Here is a 14564-nt window from a genome sequence, read left to right on the forward strand (position 1 = left end):
TCCGAGGGGTGGTCGTCAGCGCGGGATGGAGCTCTGCACCGATCGGGCGTCATATGCGCTGGGGCGGTCGGGCTTGGCGCCGCGTCCCAGCACCACTTCCAGCGAGGTCGAGGTGGGGCTAGGGCCGCTGAAGTTCAGGCCCAGCCCGACGCCGACGCCAGAGGCCGAATAGCCGCCATAACGGCCGGAGCTTCCGCCGATCGAGACGCTGGGGCGCACGCCCCCTGCCCCGCCCGGCCGACCGTCGGTCCAGCTCTGGGTCACCTCGAACCAGTCATAGCCCTGTTCGGTGGTCAGATCGGCGGCCCGCACCAGAGCGTAGTCGGCGACCGCGCCGGGGGCGCCGACGCCGTTGTAGGTGACGCGGTAGCGGTTGGATTCGATCCGCTGCTCGGAATAGCCCTGCCCGCCCGGCGCGCGCTGGGCGCCGTAGGGGGCCAGGCTGGCGCAGGCGCCGAGCGCCAAAGCCGAGGCGGCGAGACCGAGAATAACGAGGCGCTTCATGGCGTTCTCTCCCTTTGGAAGAGATAGCGTTGCTTGAGGCGAGACGTTCCGTCCAGCCCTACAGACCCAGGGCCGTTCGCAGGTGTGCAAAATCCTCGGGCGGCGGGGCCTCGACCGTTGTGGTTCCCCCCTCGGGATGGGGGAAGCTGAGTTTGGAGGCGTGCAGCATCAGGCGCGGCGCCGGCCCGACCGCCGTGGTCAGGGCGCCGCCGTAGCGGACGTCGCCGATCAGGGGCCGGCCCAGATGGGCCATGTGGACCCGAAGTTGGTGCATCCGCCCGGTCAGGGGCTCCAGTTCGACCACCGCCCCCTGATCGTTGGAAGTCAGGGTGCGATAGCGGCTCTGCGATCCTTGTGCGCCCGGGGCGTCGAAGGCGACGACGCGCATGTAGGATTCGCGCCCGATTTCCTCGCGCCGCAGCGGGGCGTCGATGGTTCCAGACTTCGGTTCGGGGGCCGCGGACAGCAGGGCCAGATACTGTTTCCTGAACCGGCGCATCTGCAGCGCCTTGCCCAGGAATCCCGCCGCCGGCTTGGTCTTGGCGGCCAGGATCACGCCCGAGGTGTCGCGGTCCAGCCGATGCACCAGTTCCGGCCGCTTGCCGTTCGACCGGGCGAAGGCCCACAACAGGTCGTCCAGCGTATGGGCCTTGATCCGCCCGCCCTGGCTGGACAGGCCCGAAGGCTTGGAGAAGGCGATGACATGGGCGTCCTCGTGGATCACCCACGAACGGACAGCGGCGATATCATCTTCGGACAGGGAAACGGGTTCACGTGTGCTCACCGCCGCCCTTTAGCGGAGCACGCCCCGCTTCGCCATGGCCCAGGCGTACCAGGCCAGGAGCAGGGCGATGACGACGATGACGAAGGGCATGATCTTCATCGTCGCCATCTCGGGCGACAGCGGCGGCGGATCGATGACTTGGCCGTAGATCAGGTTCACGACGGCCCCGAGCAGCGACAGGCCGAAGGCGGGAACGGCCCAGCGGCGGCGCAACAGCAGCAGCACCGATCCGATCACCGCGCCCCAGACGCCCAGGATCCACGGCACATACATCCAGTTCGGCATGGCCAGGAAATAGTCGATCATCGGCTGATCGAAGCCCGAGGCCCGCATATAGGCCTCGCCCCGCGTATTGGTCTGGATGAAGTCGAAGGCCCCAAAGCCGTTCCACAACAGGGACAACACGCCCACCAGCCACAGATGCCAGGGCGTCTTCACCGTCTCGATCATCGTCCCCTCCCAAGGATGTCAGATCGGCAGGCTAGTCCCGTCGTTCGGATCGAACAATGAACGCCGTTCACTCAGAAGCGTCGCCGCCCTCGGCCTGCAGCCGCGCCCGCATCGCCGCCCAGCGGTCCAGACGCGCCTTGACCTTCTCCTCGTGCCCCTCGCCCTTGGGCTTGTAGAAGACGCGGCGCTCCATCTCGTCGGGGAAGAAGTTCGCCCCGGAGAAGCCCTCGGGCGTGTCGGGGTCGTACTGGTAGCCCTTGCCGTAGCCCAGCTGTTTCATCAGCCTGGTCGGGGCGTTGCGGATATGGGCGGGCGGCATCAGCGAACCGGTCTCGTAGGCCACCTTCTTCGCCGCCTTGAAGGCTTCGTACACCCCGACCGACTTGGGCGCGGTGGCCAGGTGGACCACGGCCTGGGCCAGGGCCAGTTCGCCCTCGGGACTGCCCAGGAAGTCGTAGGTGTCCTTGGCCGCATTGGCGACCAGGATCGACAGGGGGTCCGCCTCGCCGATGTCCTCGACCGCCATCCGCACGATCCGCCGCGCCAGATACAGAGGATCCTCGCCCCCGTTCAGCATCCGCGCCAGCCAGTAGAGGGCGGCGTCGGGATCGGAGCCGCGCACGGATTTATGCAGGGCGGATATGAGGTTGTAGTGTTCTTCTCTGCTCTTGTCGTAGGCGGGCGCGCGACGTTGCAGCACGCCCGCCAAACCCTGGACGTCCAGCGTCTCGCCCTCCGGCAGGTCGAACAGGACCTCTGACATGGTCAGCAGATAACGCCCGTCGCCGTCGGCGAGGGCCAGCATGGCCTGACGCGCCTCGGGCGACAGCGGCAGGGGCTTGCCCATATGGGCCTCGGCGCGGCTCAACAGTTGATCCAGAGCCGCGTCGTCCAGACGTTTCAGCACATAGACCTGAGACCGCGACAGCAGGGCCCCGTTCAGCTCGAAACTGGGGTTCTCGGTGGTGGCCCCGACCAGGGTGACGACCCCGGCCTCGACGAAGGGCAGAAAGCCGTCCTGCTGGGCGCGATTGAAGCGGTGGATCTCGTCGACGAACAGCAGGGTCGACTGACCCGCCGCGCGCCGCATCCGCGCCGCTTCGAACGCCTTCTTCAGATCGGCGACGCCCGAGAAGACCGCGCTGATCGACTGGTATTCATAGCCCGCCGCCTGGGCCAGCAGCCGGGCGATGGTGGTCTTGCCGGTGCCGGGCGGCCCCCACAGGATCATCGAGCCCAGACGCCCGGCCTCGATCATCCGCCGGATCGGTCCGCCCTCGCCCAGCAGGTGATCCTGTCCCACCACCTCCTCCAGCGTGCGGGGGCGCAGGCGGTCGGCCAGGGGGGCGTCGGGCGGCAGGATGCCGGAGGCTTCAAACAAATCGGACATGAGTGCGACCTATGTAGTCATTCGACTAAGGCTTTTCACGCGTTAGTATGGCCAACCGCCACGGAGACTGCCCGAGATGACCGACGCTAATCCGAACCAGGGCCCGACCTCGGGTCTGACGCCTCATCTGACGATCCCGTCGCGCGGCGCCTCGGCGGCGGTGGACTTCTACATCATCGCCTTCGGGGCCGAGGTGCTGGTCAAGCATTTCGCCGACGACGGCGAGCGGGTCATCCACGCCCACCTGAAGATCAACGGCGCCAGCGTGATGCTGAACGACGAATTCCCTGAATATCACGGCGGTCAGGACATTCGCCCCGCCGGCGTGACCCTGCATCTGCAGGTCGAGGATCCCGACGCCTGGTGGACCCGCGCCCTGGTCGTCGGCGGCGCCGAGCCGGTGATGGACATGGCCGACCAGTTCTGGGGCGACCGCTACGGCCAGTTGCGTGATCCCTTCGGCCACACCTGGTCGATCGGCGGGCCGAAGAAGGGCTGAGACGGCTCAGGCCCGTTTTACCCAGGTCAGGGCCCAACTCACCGGCAGGCTGGCCGCGACCATCAGAATGAACAGGCCGAATACGCCGCCCCATTCCGGTGGAAACCGATCCTTGCTGAACAGAAAGATCAGGGTCAGCCCCAGGCCGATCAAGAAGGCCTGGGGTCGCGGAACCACCAGGGTCTGCTCGCAACGCGGGCAGGCGAACGGCTTGCCGAAGCTGAACTGCGTCTTGAGGAACGGCACGAGCTTGCCGCAGTTCGGACAGGTCGGTCCCAGGACCATCAGTTGCACACCACGGTGTTGGAGCGGGCGATGTTCTGACGCCGTAGGGCGCGGCGGCGCGACTCGCTCAGCCAGTCGCCGCGTCGGTCCGTGCGATATTCGACGACCGTGTCCGGCAGGCAGGAGCGCGCCATCGTCTCCTCGACCAGCCAGGCCCTGGTGCGGGCGTCGAAGTCGGCCCAGGCGCCGTCCAGCCGTTCGACCGCCGTCGAGCCGGCCTCGCGGTACAGCAGCCAGCCGGGATTGATACGGTTGCGCTCCATGAAGGCGCGTTGCAGGGCGGCGACGGCCTCCAGATCGGCGCCGTCGTCCATGCCGTTGGCGGCCGCCTGGGTGCGTGAAATCAGGCTGGGATCGATCCCGCCGTGGACGACGATCACCGCGCCCGGCTCGACGATCAGCCGCCCGGCCAGGGGCAGGAAATAGTTAGCGCAGGACGAGTTGCACTCTCCCTTCACCGTCATGGTCAGCCGTTTACCCTCGAACCGTTCGGCGATCCGCATGGCCTCGCCGGCCTTGCCGCCGCGACTGGTCAGGACCAGTTGGGTGGTGGTCGGGGCGAAAGCCCGTTCGACGCAGCCGGTCAAGGCCGCGTCGATGGGGCCGTCAATGACGAAGGTGTCGGGCGCCGCCTGACGACAGGGTTCGGCCGCCCTCGACGGCGTCGCGACGAGGCTCGACAGGCCTGCAACGCACACACAAAGCAGAAGAAAAGCCTTCATCGATCCCCCGACCGTCCGGCGCGCATAGCACGATCCTCCATCAATCCAAGGTAGCCGCCGCATCGTCATATGCAAGGCCGCGATGATGGGTTCACCCGCTCCTGACCTGTTCCGCCAAATGGGCGAAATAGCCGACGACGTGTTTGCGGTAGATCGGCTCGACCGCTGCGTCGAACCAGGGATCCTCCAGCGTCATGGCGCCCCGAGCCAGGGCCGCGCGGGCGACGTGGTCGATGTCGGGGACGGCGGACAGGCGGCCGGTCAGTATGGCCTCGCGATAGCGGCCGCCGGCGACCGTCTCGAACTCGCACCATTCGTCATAGAGGGCGCACAGGACGGCGACGGCGGCGCCGGTCCGCAGCAGATCCAGATCGACGGCCGGCGCCTGGCCCGGCGGGGTCTCCAGCACCGCGTCCACGTACCTCAGAGGATCGAAACGCAGGTTGCAATCGACCGCATGGCCGAACCCCGCATAGGATTCGGCCATGTCGACATAGAGCAAAAGGATGTCGCGGACCGCCTCCAGCGCCTCGCCGGCCTGGGCCGGCGTGATCACGGGACGATCCACGCCCGCTCCTAGCGCAGCACGCCGCGGATCTGGCGGCCGCCGCGATTGACGACGATCTCCCACGGGCCGCGGCCGGAGCCGGCGGCCTCGACGTCGCGGGCCGAGGCAATGGCCTTGCCGTTGATGCTGACGATCAGGTCGTTCTGGCGGAAGCCGGCGCGGGCCGCATAGCCGCGCCCGGACACGCCGGTGACGATGACGCCGGTGGCGAAGGGGTCGCCGCCCAGACGGTCGGCCAGAGCCGGGTTCAGGGCCACGACCTCGGCGCCGGCGAAGGGGCCGGACTGTATGGTCACGCCCTGGTCGGGATCGGCGTCGCCCGGCAGGGTCTGGACGCGGGCGGTCAGGGTCTGGGCCCGACCGTCGCGCAGGATCGCGACCTGGACCGCATCGTTCGGATTGCGCGAGCCGACGCGGTAGTTCAGCCCGTTCTGGTCGTTGATTTCCTGACCGTCGACGGCGGTGATCACGTCGCCCTGGCGGATGCCGGCGCGGGCGGCGGGACCGTTGGCGTAGACGTCGGTGACGACCAGCCCCTGGGGTCGGTTCAGACCCAGGCTGCCGGCGATGTCGCCGGTGACCGTGTCGCCCTTCACGCCCAGCCAGGGCCGGACCACGGCCTTGGCGCCGCCCAGGGCGCTGTCGACCACGCGTTTGACCATGGCTGCGGGCACGGCGAAGCCGACCCCGGCCGAGGAGCCCGAGCGCGAGAAGATGGCGGTGTTGATGCCGATCAGATCGCCGTCCATGTCCACCAGGGCCCCGCCGGAATTGCCAGGGTTGATGGCGGCGTCGGTCTGGATGAAGGAGCCGCTGTCGGAAATGCCGGTCTCGGTCCGGTTCAGGGCCGAGATGATGCCGTTGGTCACCGTCTGGCCCACGCCGAAGGGGTTGCCGATGGCCAGGACCAGATCGCCGACCTGCTGTTCCTCCTGATCGTCGATGGCCAGGACCGGCAGGCGGTCGCTGACGTTTTCCAGCCGCAGCACGGCGATGTCGCTGCGCTCGTCGGCCAGGATGACGGTGGCGGGGAACTCGCGCCGGTCGTTCAGCACGACCTTGATCTGCTGGGCGCCGTCGATGACGTGGTTGTTGGTGACGACGATCCCGTCCGAGCGGACGATGACGCCGGACCCGACCGACTCGGCGACCCGCGCCTGGGGGATGCCGCCGCCGAAGAACTGGAAAAAGGGGTCGGCCTGGACGCGCTGGACGCTGCGGGCCGATATATTGACCACGGCGGGGGCGGCCGAGCGGACCACGGGGGCGAAGCTGGATTTCATCCCCGCCGCATCGGACGGGGCGGTGCGCGTAGGCTGGGCGAACTCGCCCTCCTGTCCCCCGTCTTGGGCCTTCGAGTTGGTGGGGTTGCCGCAGGCCGACAGGGCCAGGGCGGCGACGAGCACGATCGATCGGGTCTTCATGGGCATCCGAGGAGTTCAGGCTTCAAGCCACACCATACCGCACCCGGTTTCGGGCCGGATCAAGGCGTGGGCGGGGCATCAACGGTCAAGCTCTCGGCCCGTTCCGCCCTACGAGCGGTGATCCAGCCCAGAACGCCCGCGAACAGCAGAACCAGACCCGAGATATAGAAGGCCAGGCCGGGCGCATGGACGATGCTGTCCACGAAGGCCAGGCCGTGCCGGTCCAGCCAGTCGGTCAGGGGCTCGAACCCGCCGCCGACCGACATCGAATAGATCCAGCCGAAGAACAGCGGCGACATGACGCCGGCGATGGAGGCCACGCTCATGGTCGCGCCCTGCAGCTGGCCCTGTTCGCTCTCGGACACCTGGCGGGTCATCAGCGACTGCAGGGTCGGCATGGCCAGACCCCACAGGGCGTTGGGCAGCATGGCCGCCACGAAGAACCAGCCGCTCGGCGCCCAGCCCATGGCCATAATGCCCAGGGTGCCGCCGGCCAAACCCAGCAGCATGGTCTTGCGGTCGCCCAGGGCCTTGGTCACCGGGCCGACGATCAGTCCCTGCATCCCCATGTCCAGCAGACCGACCATGGCCAGCAACATCCCGACCTCGCGCGGGCCCCAGCCGTAGCGATACTGGGCATAGAGGACGAAGACCGCCGAGAAGACGTGGTGGGCGAAATGCAGCAGGAAGGTCACCCCGGCCAAGCCCGTCAGCTCGGGATGGCGGCCCAGCAGGACCATGGCCCCGACCGGATTGGCGCGCCGCCAGGAAAACTTCATCCGTTTCTCGGGGGCCAGGCTCTCGGGCAGGATGAAGGCGCCATAGACGAAGGCGATGGCCGACATGACGGCGGCGGCCCAGAAGGGCGCGCGCGGACCGATCTCGCCCAGGAAGCCGCCGATCACCGGTCCTAGGACGAAGCCGCCCGAGAAGGCCGCCCCGATCAGCCCATAGGCCCGCGCCCTCTGCTCGGGCGGGGTCACGTCGGCCATATAGGCGTAGATGGTGGTGAAGCTGGACGAGGTGACGCCGGCGATGATCCGCCCCAGAGCCAGCCACCACAGGTCCGGCGCCAGGGCCATCAGCACATAGTCGATCGCCAGACCGGCGCAGGACAGCAGGATCACCGGCCGGCGGCCGTACTGGTCCGACAGCGAGCCGATGATCGGCGAGGCGACGAACTGCATCCCCGCCCACAGGGCCACGAAGACGCCGTTGATGATGCCCGCCCGGGCGTTGGAGCCGACGAAATCCTCGATCAGTTGCGGCAGGACCGGGATGATGATCCCCATGGCCACGATGTCGAGCACCGCCGTCACGAAGATGAAGCCGATGGCCGCCTTCAGCCGTTTCTCGGGGACGATGGACATGGGTCGCTCCTGGATCGGTCGAGAGGTCTAGCGGGGCCACTGCGACCAAGACAGGGCTGATCGGCGATCACCCAGGCACGGGTCTTCGCCCCCGCGCTTTCGCTGCGAGGTTATGGAGGGCTGGGCGGAGCGCCGGGCGAAGCGAGGCGGCTGACGATGGGGGGAGTTCAGCTGCCTTCGGAAAGAAGCCCCCCCCTCCGACCCTGGTTCGCTTCGCGAACGCCGGGCCACCTCCCCGCAAGCGGGAGAGGGTCTGTCAGATCAGTCGCCCGTCACCGCCAGCGTGTCCTCGACCCGGCCGTCGCCCCTGGGCGCGGTTATGCCCAGCATCCGGGCCAGGAAGGGCTGGACGTCGACGCTGTCGAGGTCGGTCAGGCGGCGGCCGGCGACGACGCCGGGGCCGCGGGCGATGAACAGGGCCTGCATCTCCGGCGCCTGGTTGTCGTAGCCGTGGGCGCCGCCGGGGCGGGTGATCGGACGGTCGCGGGTCGCGGTCAGCCAGCCGGTCTCGACCAGGCAGACGACGGCGGCGACGCGCGGGTTGGTTCCGTAGGACAGGCGGGCGGGCACATCGGCCTTGTTCCAGCATTCCATGTGGGGATGACGGCCGATCAGTTTCTGCTGCACCTCGGCCTCCCGCCCCGGCGCCGGGTCGGCGGTCAGGACGGCGCCGCCATAGCCGATGGTCAGCGCCTTCGGATCGATGATGTCGTCGATCCAGACCACCCGATCCGGCGAGGTGGCCGCCATGCCGTGATCCGAGGCCAGGACCAGCAGGGTGCGATCGTAAAGCCCCCTCGCCTTCAGCCCCGCGACCAGACGGCCGATGGAGGCGTCGACCGAGGCGACGGCGGCGCGGGTCTCGGCCGCGCCGGGACCGTGGCGGTGGCCGGCGGTGTCGACGATGTCGAAATAGAGGGTCTCCAGCCTGGGCCGTTGATCGGCGGGCAGGTCCAGCCAGGACACGACGCGGTCCACGCGCGCGTCGCCGGACATCGACTGGTCGAAAGGTACGAACTGGCTGGGGCGGACGCCGTGGATCTCGACCTCGGAGCCCGGCCAGAACATGGTCCCGGTGCGGATCCCCGCCTTCTCGGCCGTGACCCAGATCGGCTCGGCCTGGTCCCAGAAGCCGGTCTCCTTGCTGGCCATGGTGAAGACGCCCAGTTCGGCGTCGGTGAACCGGTTGCCGACGACGCCGTGATGGTCGGGGTGCAGGCCGGTGACCAGGGTGTAGTGGTTGGGGAAGGTCACGCTGGGGAAGGACGGGCGCATCGGGCCGAAGGCGCCGCCGGCGACCAGACCGTCCATGACCGGGGTCGCCCCCTTGCCGAGATAGTCCGGGCGGAAGCCGTCGATGGAGACCAGAATCACCAGGTCAGGACGCGGCGCCTGAGTCGCGACAACCGGCGATTGTGCGACCGGGCCGGTCGCGGTCGGGGTTCCGGCGCAGGACGCAACCGCCAGTGCAGCGACAGCGATCAGGCCGGTGGCGAGGAAACGGGACATGGGGAGATTCCGAAGCGACATCGAACCATTGCCTAAACTTAATCGACGACAGAGACACGACGGGTTGTGGTAAGGCCGTTCTCACGCCAAGCTTGCGTCATGGAAACCGTCATCGAGATCCGCGGCCTGACCAAGACCTATGGGACGGTGAAGGCCCTGGACGGCCTGACCCTGTCGATCCCGCGCGGCGGGGTCTATGGCATCCTGGGGCCCAACGGCGCCGGCAAGTCGACCCTGTTCCGCACCCTGCTGGGCCTGATCCGTCCGACCGGCGGCGAGGCCACGGTGATGGGCGGCAGGATCGGGGATCCGGCGGCGACGCGCCGCATGGGCTCGATGATCGAGACCCCGCGCTTCCCGCCCTTCATGACCGCCCGTCAGGTGTTGGTCTGGCTGGCCCAGGCCCACGGCGGCGTGCCAAAGGGCGAGATCGACGGCTGGCTGAAGCGGGTCGGCCTGGCCGAGGCGGCGGACCGCAGGGTGCGCGGCTTCTCGGTCGGCATGCTGCAGCGACTGGGCGTGGCCGCCGCCCTGATGACCAGGCCCGACCTGGTCATTCTGGATGAACCGACCAGCGGCATGGATCCCCCCGGCATCCAGGAGATGCGCGCCCTGATCCGCAGCCTGGCCGACAACGACGGGATCACCATCATCCTGGCCAGTCACCAGTTGCAGGAGGTGCAGCGCGTCTGCGACCGCGTAGCCATCTTCAACAAGGGCAAGGTCATCACAGAGGGCCGGGTCTCCGACCTGACCGCCTCGGGCGAGCGGCTGCGCCTGTCGGCCACGCCTCTGGCGAAAGCGATGGGGGTGCTGGGCGACAAGGCGACGCTGGACGGCGACGCCCTGATCGCCGCCGTGGCGCGCGCCGAGGCGCCCGCCACGATCCGCGCCCTGGTCGAGGCCGGGGTCGACATCGAGGAGGCCCGCTGGATCGGCGCCGACCTGGAGGATGTCTTCATGAACGAGACCGGCTGGACCGGCGTGCAGGCCGAAAACCTGCAAGGAGCCGACCATGCTGGTTGATGCGATCAAGTCCGAATCCTATCGCCTGTCGCGCAATTGGATTCAGTTGGTGGTCGCCATCCTGGTCGTACCGGCCCTGTTTATCCTGGGCGGGGCCTTGGTCCTGTTCCAGGCCGAGGCCAAGGGCGGCCCGATGGCGGCCATGGTCGGCATCAATCCCGCCGCCCCCGCCATGCCCGTGAACCTGATGGAGGCCCTGACCTTCGGCGCCGACAAGGGAGCGAACGGCTTCACCCTGATCCTGATGCTGATCGCGGCGGCCACCCTCTATGTCGGCGACTATCGTTGGGAGACCTGGCGGCTGATCAGTGCGCGCAACAGCCGTACCTCCCTGCTGCTGGGCAAGGTGGCGGTGATGAAGTCCCTGGCCTTCGCCGGAATGGCGGCCTTCCTGGTCGCCTCTATCCTGTTCAACCTGATGAAGGCGGGGATTTTCGACCGCGGCCTGACCTTCTCGGCCGATGGTTCGGACTGGGGCCAGTTCGCCCTGCTGTGGCTGCTGTCCTGGACGCGGATCATCCAGTTCACCCTGATCGCCCTGCTGACCGGGGTTCTGACCCGCTCACTGCTGGCCGCCCTGTTCGCGCCCTGGGCCCTGGGCTTCGTCCAGTCGCTGCTCGCGCCGCTTCTGCCGGCGCTCGGATGGGAGCCGATGAGCTGGAAGATGCAACTGCTGCTGCCCGGCCTGGCCTATGACACGCTGAAGGCGGCAGTCCAGGGCGCGCCGAAGGTTCCGGTCTGGCCGGCCCTGACCAGCCTGGTCCTGTGGACCCTGGCGCCTCTGATCGGCGCCCTGGCCCTGTTCAACCGCCAGGACCTGTCGAAGGAATAGGCGGCGCGGGACTGAGTTCGCCTTCCGCGACCAGCCAGTCGCGGAAGGCGTCGACCGCCGTATCTCGACGCCCCTCCGGGCGCAGGAAGGCGAACCAGGACGGACGTTCGACGAAGCCGAAGGGGGCGGACAGCCGCCCGGCCATGACGTCCGGCGCCACGAAGGCCCAGGGCACGATGGCGACGCCCAGGCCGGACACCGCCGCCTCGACCAAGGAATGATTGTGGGCGAACTCCCGCTCCACGGCGACCGAGGGCAGATCGAGCCCCTCCAGCGCGGCCCAGGCCGACCAGGCGCGACGGAAGGTGGCCGAACGCAGTCGCGGCGCGCGGACCGCCTCCTGCAAGGTCGGCAGACCGGCCATCAGCTCCGGCGTCCCGACCGGGCCCTGATGCTGGGCCAGGAAACGGGTCGCCTCGGCGCGGGGATGGACTTCGTCCGGCTCGACGATACGGATGGCGCCGTCGAAACGATCGCGACGGTAATCGACCGGCAGATAGGATTCCGACAGTCGCACCCGTACCTCGGGATGGGCCTCCAAAAACTGGGGCAGGCGCGGGATCAGCCATTTCAGCGCGAAGGTGCCCAGGCAGGAGATCTCGATCTCGCGCGCTGCGCTTTGTCGGGTGGCGCGAACCGCCTCGCTTATGGCGGAGAAGGCCGGGGTCAGGCCCTCGGCCAGTTGCGCGCCCGCCTCGGTCAGGGTCAGGGCGTGGCGAGGACCGGTCACCAGGACCACGCCCAGCGACGCCTGAAGCGCGGCGATCTGACGGCTGACGGCGCCGTGCGTGACGCACAGTTCGGCCGCCGCACGGGTCATGCTGCGATGACGGGCGAAGACTTCGAAGGTGCGGAGCGCGTTCAGCGGCGGCGGCGCGACGGGTTGCATGTGACCTCCCCTCACAAAGCCCTGCCCGCTTAATCGATTTCGACTCGTTCGGAAACCGGCTTCAAGCTGGCCGATGCCCCTTCCGAACCCGCCGCCCAAGCCGCCCCGCCGCAACCGTTTGGACCAGATCGCCTATGGCCTGTGCATTCTGCTCATATGGATCCTGGCCCTCGGTCAGACCTTCAGCGGCTAGTAGGACAGTCCTCGCGCCTTGATCTCGGCCTCGACCTCGGGCGGCCATCCTTCAGCATAGAGATAGGAGAAGCCTCGCCCGTTCAGCGGTTCAAACACGCTGTCGTCGAGTCGGAAGGGCAAAGGCCTGCCACCCTGCGCCTGCTCCGCCGCCCGGTGTCGGCGCAGCTGCGGGGTTAAGCTGGACGGTTCGTATGAAGCGATCTCGCTGCGCTCGTATCCGCCCGTGTTCCAACGCGCGACGATCGGCATGATCAGGTCGAACGGTTCCAGATTATAGGGTTCGGCGGCCAGCAGGGCGGCACGATCAGCAAACCGCAGATAATAGTCCGCCCCGCCGATGACGAGCAGGTTCTGAGCCGTGGCGCGATCACACTCGGGCTGAGCGGCGATCCAAGCCAGGATTTGGACGCCGGCGTCCCAGTTCCAGTCGATGGAGACCTGATGCCAGTCGTCCGGCCCATGGCGCTTCAACCAGTCCAGCAGGACCCGTTCCGCCTCACTCAATTCCGTTTCCATCGCCACGTCCCTGTCCATCGGAATCGGAAACTCTCCGCCAGATAAGGCAAAAGGGCGGCCGGATCGCTCCGGCCGCCCTTTCAGCATTCAGTCTCGAAGGGGCTAAGTCTTAGTCTTCGGCGTCGTCGAACGACAGGACCGGACCCGAGTCCTTGCCCTTGGCTTCGACGTCGCGATCGACGAACTCGATCACGGCCATCGGGGCATTGTCGCCGTGGCGGAAGCCAGCCTTCATGATGCGGATATAGCCGCCGTTACGCTCGCTGTAGCGCGGGCCGAGCGTTTCGAACAGCTTGCCGACCTGCGGCACGTCGCGAACCTGGCTGATGGCCTGACGACGGGCGTGCAGATCGCCCTTCTTGGCCAGGGTGACCAGCTTCTCGACGAAGGGACGCAGTTCCTTGGCCTTGGGCAGGGTCGTGGTGATTTGCTCGTGCTTGATCAGCGAGGCGGCCATGTTGGCGAACATGGCGGTGCGGTGGCTGGTCGTGCGACCGAGTTTACGATGGGCGGCGCCGTGGCGCATCTGGGTCTCTCCTACTCCGGGCCCGGTATCTCCTGAGGAGACCTAGACCCGTAATCTTCTAACCGCCCCGACATTCTCCCCGAGAGGAGACGGGCGGAGGGTTGAACTTAGATCTGGTCGTCGAACTTCTTGGCCAGATCTTCGATGTTTTCGGGCGGCCAGTTCGGCACATCCATGCCGAGGCTGAGGCCCATCGTCGCGAGAACTTCCTTGATCTCGTTCAGCGACTTGCGGCCGAAGTTCGGGGTGCGAAGCATTTCGCCCTCGGTCTTCTGGATCAGGTCGCCGATGTAGACGATGTTGTCGTTCTTCAGGCAGTTGGCCGAACGAACCGACAGTTCCAGCTCGTCCACCTTCTTCAGCAGGGCCGGGTTGAAGGGCAGGTCGGGCTTGCCGTCCGACTGCTCGACAGCCTTCTTGGGCTCTTCGAAGGTGATGAAGATCTGGAGTTGGTCCTGCAGGATGCGCGCGGCATAGGCCACAGCGTCAACCGGCGTGACCGCACCGTTGGTTTCGACTTCCAGCAGCAGCTTGTCATAGTCCAGCGACTGGCCCTGACGGGTCGGCTCGACGCGATAGGCCACCTTCTTGACCGGCGAATACAGGGCGTCGACGGCGATCAGGCCGATCGGCGCATCTTCCGGACGGTTCAGCTCGGCGGCCACATAACCCTTGCCGTTCTGGACGGTCAGTTCCATGCGGACCGACGCGCCGTCGTCGAGCGTGCAGATGACGTGATCGGGGTTCAGGACCTCGATGTCCGCCGGCACGTCGATCTGGCCGGCCGTGACGACGCCGGGGCCCGTGGCGCGCAGGGTCATGCGCTTGGGGCCTTCGGCGTGCATGCGCAGCGCCAGTTGCTTGATGTTCAAAACGATGTCGACCACGTCTTCCCGAACGCCTTCCAGCGACGAGAATTCATGAACGACGCCGTCGATCTGGATGGCCGTGACAGCCGCGCCTTGCAGCGAGGACAGCAGAACGCGACGGAGCGCGTTGCCGAGCGTCACGCCGAAGCCACGCTCGAGGGGTTCGGCCACCAGGCGCGCCTTGCGCTGGGCGTCGGAACCGATCT

At 67.6% G+C, this 14564-nt stretch carries 17 protein-coding genes; 3 read left to right on the plus strand and 14 right to left on the minus strand.

Annotation, left to right across the window (positions count from 1 at the left end):
• Nucleotides 1-15 precede the first annotated feature (15 nt).
• From ACIQ1T_RS17665 to ACIQ1T_RS17680, 4 genes are all read right to left on the minus strand, one after another.
• A complete protein-coding gene (locus ACIQ1T_RS17665; RefSeq protein ID WP_395945872.1) occupies nucleotides 16-504 on the minus strand; it encodes a CC0125/CC1285 family lipoprotein in 489 nt (162 codons plus the stop codon).
• A gap of 58 nt (nucleotides 505-562) precedes the next feature.
• Nucleotides 563-1288, minus strand: coding sequence for an RluA family pseudouridine synthase (locus ACIQ1T_RS17670; protein WP_395945873.1), 726 nt, complete (start codon nucleotides 1286-1288; stop codon nucleotides 563-565).
• Between the two features lie 9 nt (nucleotides 1289-1297).
• Entirely contained in the window at nucleotides 1298-1738 is a 441-nt protein-coding gene (locus tag ACIQ1T_RS17675) for a hypothetical protein (protein ID WP_395945874.1), read from the minus strand.
• 67 nt (nucleotides 1739-1805) lie between these two features.
• Entirely contained in the window at nucleotides 1806-3128 is a 1323-nt protein-coding gene (locus ACIQ1T_RS17680) for a replication-associated recombination protein A (RefSeq protein ID WP_395945875.1), read from the minus strand.
• A 76-nt stretch (nucleotides 3129-3204) separates the two neighbouring features.
• Here ACIQ1T_RS17680 and ACIQ1T_RS17685 point away from each other — a divergent pair, with 76 nt between their 5' ends.
• Nucleotides 3205-3627, plus strand: a complete 423-nt coding sequence (locus tag ACIQ1T_RS17685; protein ID WP_395945876.1) for a VOC family protein — start codon at nucleotides 3205-3207, stop codon at nucleotides 3625-3627.
• Nucleotides 3628-3633: 6 nt separating this feature from the next.
• On the opposite strand, the gene ACIQ1T_RS17690 is transcribed toward ACIQ1T_RS17685, so the two are convergent.
• From ACIQ1T_RS17690 to ACIQ1T_RS17715, 6 genes are all read right to left on the minus strand, one after another.
• Nucleotides 3634-3921 carry a hypothetical protein gene (locus tag ACIQ1T_RS17690; RefSeq protein WP_395945877.1) on the minus strand — a complete coding sequence of 96 codons (288 nt, stop codon included), beginning with the start codon at nucleotides 3919-3921 and terminating at the stop codon, nucleotides 3634-3636.
• A complete protein-coding gene (locus tag ACIQ1T_RS17695; protein ID WP_395945878.1) occupies nucleotides 3912-4634 on the minus strand; it encodes a hypothetical protein in 723 nt (240 codons plus the stop codon). Before ACIQ1T_RS17695 ends, ACIQ1T_RS17690 begins: the two co-directional genes overlap by 10 nt.
• Nucleotides 4635-4725: 91 nt before the next feature.
• Nucleotides 4726-5202 carry a hypothetical protein gene (locus ACIQ1T_RS17700; protein ID WP_395945879.1) on the minus strand — a complete coding sequence of 159 codons (477 nt, stop codon included), beginning with the start codon at nucleotides 5200-5202 and terminating at the stop codon, nucleotides 4726-4728.
• A gap of 8 nt (nucleotides 5203-5210) precedes the next feature.
• On the minus strand, nucleotides 5211-6626 hold the full coding sequence (locus ACIQ1T_RS17705) for a Do family serine endopeptidase (RefSeq protein WP_395945880.1): 1416 nt from the start codon (nucleotides 6624-6626) through the stop codon (nucleotides 5211-5213).
• Between the two features lie 59 nt (nucleotides 6627-6685).
• Nucleotides 6686-7996, minus strand: coding sequence for a TCR/Tet family MFS transporter (locus ACIQ1T_RS17710; protein WP_395945882.1), 1311 nt, complete (start codon nucleotides 7994-7996; stop codon nucleotides 6686-6688).
• A gap of 261 nt (nucleotides 7997-8257) precedes the next feature.
• Nucleotides 8258-9505, minus strand: a complete 1248-nt coding sequence (locus tag ACIQ1T_RS17715) for an ectonucleotide pyrophosphatase/phosphodiesterase (protein ID WP_395945883.1) — start codon at nucleotides 9503-9505, stop codon at nucleotides 8258-8260.
• Between the two features lie 99 nt (nucleotides 9506-9604).
• Between ACIQ1T_RS17715 and ACIQ1T_RS17720 the strand changes: the two genes are divergently transcribed.
• Entirely contained in the window at nucleotides 9605-10531 is a 927-nt protein-coding gene (locus ACIQ1T_RS17720; RefSeq protein WP_395945884.1) for an ABC transporter ATP-binding protein, read from the plus strand.
• Nucleotides 10521-11363: a hypothetical protein gene (locus ACIQ1T_RS17725; RefSeq protein WP_395945885.1), complete on the plus strand. Its 843-nt coding sequence runs from the start codon at nucleotides 10521-10523 to the stop codon at nucleotides 11361-11363. Before ACIQ1T_RS17720 ends, ACIQ1T_RS17725 begins: the two co-directional genes overlap by 11 nt.
• Here ACIQ1T_RS17725 and ACIQ1T_RS17730 read toward each other — a convergent pair.
• The 4 genes from ACIQ1T_RS17730 to ACIQ1T_RS17745 form a co-directional block, all read right to left on the minus strand.
• A complete protein-coding gene (locus ACIQ1T_RS17730) occupies nucleotides 11335-12252 on the minus strand; it encodes a LysR substrate-binding domain-containing protein (RefSeq protein ID WP_395945887.1) in 918 nt (305 codons plus the stop codon). The genes ACIQ1T_RS17725 and ACIQ1T_RS17730 overlap by 29 nt on opposite strands.
• Nucleotides 12253-12441: 189 nt before the next feature.
• Nucleotides 12442-13050 carry a DUF4274 domain-containing protein gene (locus ACIQ1T_RS17735; protein WP_395945888.1) on the minus strand — a complete coding sequence of 203 codons (609 nt, stop codon included), beginning with the start codon at nucleotides 13048-13050 and terminating at the stop codon, nucleotides 12442-12444.
• 22 nt (nucleotides 13051-13072) lie between these two features.
• A complete protein-coding gene (gene rplQ / locus ACIQ1T_RS17740) occupies nucleotides 13073-13489 on the minus strand; it encodes a 50S ribosomal protein L17 (RefSeq protein WP_395945889.1) in 417 nt (138 codons plus the stop codon).
• 107 nt (nucleotides 13490-13596) lie between these two features.
• A complete protein-coding gene (locus tag ACIQ1T_RS17745) occupies nucleotides 13597-14562 on the minus strand; it encodes a DNA-directed RNA polymerase subunit alpha (protein WP_395945890.1) in 966 nt (321 codons plus the stop codon).
• Nucleotides 14563-14564 lie beyond the last annotated feature (2 nt).

It is taken from the genome of Brevundimonas sp., from assembly GCF_044336875.1.
Classification (GTDB): Bacteria; Pseudomonadota; Alphaproteobacteria; order Caulobacterales; family Caulobacteraceae; genus Brevundimonas.

What these genes read in the sequence shown, in the direction of transcription:
- ACIQ1T_RS17715 (WP_395945883.1), bottom strand. Translation starts at nt 9,505, where the DNA reads ATGTCCCGTTTCCTCGCCACCGGCCTGATCGCTGTCGCTGCACTGGCG.
- ACIQ1T_RS17735 (WP_395945888.1), bottom strand. Translation starts at nt 13,050, where the DNA reads ATGCTGAAAGGGCGGCCGGAGCGATCCGGCCGCCCTTTTGCCTTATCT.
- ACIQ1T_RS17680 (WP_395945875.1), bottom strand. Translation starts at nt 3,128, where the DNA reads ATGTCCGATTTGTTTGAAGCCTCCGGCATCCTGCCGCCCGACGCCCCC.
- ACIQ1T_RS17695 (WP_395945878.1), bottom strand. Translation starts at nt 4,634, where the DNA reads ATGAAGGCTTTTCTTCTGCTTTGTGTGTGCGTTGCAGGCCTGTCGAGC.
- ACIQ1T_RS17720 (WP_395945884.1), top strand. Translation starts at nt 9,605, where the DNA reads ATGGAAACCGTCATCGAGATCCGCGGCCTGACCAAGACCTATGGGACG.
- ACIQ1T_RS17705 (WP_395945880.1), bottom strand. Translation starts at nt 6,626, where the DNA reads ATGAAGACCCGATCGATCGTGCTCGTCGCCGCCCTGGCCCTGTCGGCC.
- ACIQ1T_RS17710 (WP_395945882.1), bottom strand. Translation starts at nt 7,996, where the DNA reads ATGTCCATCGTCCCCGAGAAACGGCTGAAGGCGGCCATCGGCTTCATC.
- ACIQ1T_RS17675 (WP_395945874.1), bottom strand. Translation starts at nt 1,738, where the DNA reads ATGATCGAGACGGTGAAGACGCCCTGGCATCTGTGGCTGGTGGGCGTG.
- ACIQ1T_RS17730 (WP_395945887.1), bottom strand. Translation starts at nt 12,252, where the DNA reads ATGCAACCCGTCGCGCCGCCGCCGCTGAACGCGCTCCGCACCTTCGAA.
- ACIQ1T_RS17685 (WP_395945876.1), top strand. Translation starts at nt 3,205, where the DNA reads ATGACCGACGCTAATCCGAACCAGGGCCCGACCTCGGGTCTGACGCCT.
- ACIQ1T_RS17665 (WP_395945872.1), bottom strand. Translation starts at nt 504, where the DNA reads ATGAAGCGCCTCGTTATTCTCGGTCTCGCCGCCTCGGCTTTGGCGCTC.
- ACIQ1T_RS17725 (WP_395945885.1), top strand. Translation starts at nt 10,521, where the DNA reads ATGCTGGTTGATGCGATCAAGTCCGAATCCTATCGCCTGTCGCGCAAT.
- rplQ (WP_395945889.1), bottom strand. Translation starts at nt 13,489, where the DNA reads ATGCGCCACGGCGCCGCCCATCGTAAACTCGGTCGCACGACCAGCCAC.